The 540-nt window shown below is 53.9% G+C and carries 1 protein-coding gene; it reads right to left on the bottom strand.

Translation table 11 applies throughout. The features are described from left to right. On the bottom strand, positions 1-540 hold a 540-nt coding region (locus A3730_RS00450; protein ID WP_156500707.1), incomplete at both ends, for an efflux RND transporter periplasmic adaptor subunit.

Raw genomic sequence — 540 nt, 5'->3', positions numbered from 1 at the left:
TCATGGCATCCGGGCGGTTGCTGGCTTCACTTACACGCACCGTAACGGTCATACCCGGTAAAATTGTCTTTTCGTGCTGGCGCGCCAAGCTGAAGGTGACGCGATAGGATTGTGCTACGGAATTCGGCTCAGTTTCATGTTCGTGATATTTGAGCGGCAACGGATGCTCCGAGTCGTTACCGAAAATTGCGTCGGCCATCAGTCGTTCCGGTGATTCAAGAGTCGCCATCAAGTTCTCCGGGACGTTGATGTGAACACGGAATTCCTCCACGTTTTGCACTCGCACGATTTGTGCGCCAGCGGGTACGTTGGTGAACGGATCGACCAGTCGTCGTGTTACCAGTGCATCGAACGGTGCGAGGATGCGTGTGTAGGCAAGGTTTCGTTGTGCTGTAACAAGAGCAACTTTACGCAGTTTGTATGCGGTTTCGGCCTGATCAAATTTTGCTTGCGGCAGTGTGCCCCGTTCGAACAAGGTACGGGTTCTCTCAAGATCGCGCGAGGCCTGTTCGAGTTGTAGTTCAGCTTCGCGCACCGCGA

Source organism: Alcanivorax sp. HI0044, from assembly GCF_001634945.1.
Note: the sequence above shows the minus strand (reverse complement) of the source record. Positions and strands in the feature narration are given on the sequence as shown.